Source organism: Pseudomonas sp. SJZ077 (assembly GCF_007993905.1).
GTDB lineage: Bacteria > Pseudomonadota > Gammaproteobacteria > Pseudomonadales > Pseudomonadaceae > Aquipseudomonas > Aquipseudomonas mandelii.
Genome location: NZ_VIUJ01000048.1, coordinates 1 through 1,329, shown reverse-complemented (window position 1 = coordinate 1,329; position 1,329 = coordinate 1). Strand labels below are relative to the sequence as shown.

Sequence of the window (1,329 nt, the reverse complement as noted above, 5' to 3'; positions counted from 1 at the left end):
GTCCGTATATGGACTCCTCCTCGTTGCAAGCCTCCTTTGCTTTGGCGCCCGTGCCGACTGCACACGTATATTCGGCCTCTTACTGCGGCATCGTTTTGATGCAGGGCCATGATGGGCTATTCGCGCGTTGGCTCCCAATCGCTTTTACGTGCTTTACGCACCTGGACGTTAAAGGGTTTTGCCGACGCCGGTTCGACCGGTTTGCCATTGCTCGGGTTGCTTCGCAATCGTGGTGTGTGGGGCTTCTCCCGGGATGAATGGGTCAGGCCGCTGCCCGATCCGGTTGGTAATCAGTGCCGTTGCGCAGCATCGCCCAAGCCATGCGTGCAGTTTTGTTGGCCAGTGCGATGGCGGCCACGTTGGGATGTGAGCGCTCGGCTAAACGGACAACCCACTGGCTGAGTCGATCGTCTTTGGACTTGGCCGTGCGCAGTGCCGACCGCGCACCGTGGATCATCAGCGTTCGCAGATAAGCATCGCCACGCTTACTGATGCCAAGCAGTCGGTCCTTGCCGCCAGAGCTGTGTTGCTTTGGCGTCAGCCCTAGCGAGGCGGCCAGTTGTCGGCCGTTAGCAAACTGACTGGCATCACCGATGGCAGCAACTAGCGCAGTGGCAATCATCGGGCCGACGCCACGCAGCTGTTGCAAACGGACGGCCGATGGCTCACTCGCCGCGATCGCAGATATCTCGCCATCGAGTTCGCTCACGCGCTCATCAAGTGCGCGCAGGTCATCCCACAAGCCATTCAGCAGACGACGAAAACGCGCCGTCAAACCGTTATCGGCATCTTCTAGCCAGCACGGTATTGCGCGACGCAGCATCAGTAATTCCTTCGGCGCAACGAGGCCGTACTCGGCGATCAGCCCACGAATCTGATTGGCTTTGGCCGTCCGCTGTTCGATTAAGCCGGCCCGGATGCGATGCGTCGCCTGGATATCCTGTTGTTCGATGGTCTTGACGGCGACGAAGCGCATGCTGGGGCGGCTCATCGCTTCGCAGATTGCCTCGGCATCGTTGGCGTCGTTCTTGTTGCTCTTGACGTACGGTTTGACGAACTGCGGCGCGATCAGCCTCACCCGAAATCCGCGTGCTTGTAGTTGCCGCGCCCAATGGTGCGCACCACCGCAACTTTCCATGCCGATCTCACAGCCGGGTTCGGTCTTCTCCAGCACCGTTTGCAGCCAGCGATCGCGAGGCAGACGCTGCCGCCAGACTGGCTGCTCATGACGATCCACGCCGTGGATCTGAAACACGTTCTTGGCCAAGTCGACCCCAATGCGCATAAGCTTCATGTGTGGACTCCTTCTCACGGTTGACTGCGGTTCGT

At 59.7% G+C, this 1,329-nt stretch carries 1 protein-coding gene; it reads right to left on the bottom strand.

Annotation, left to right across the window (positions count from 1 at the left end):
* Window positions 1–262: 262 nt before the first annotated feature.
* Window positions 263–1,294: an IS110 family transposase gene (locus tag FBY01_RS31445; protein ID WP_145311127.1), complete on the bottom strand. Its 1,032-nt coding sequence runs from the start codon at window positions 1,292–1,294 to the stop codon at window positions 263–265.
* Between the last annotated feature and the right edge of the window lie 35 nt (window positions 1,295–1,329).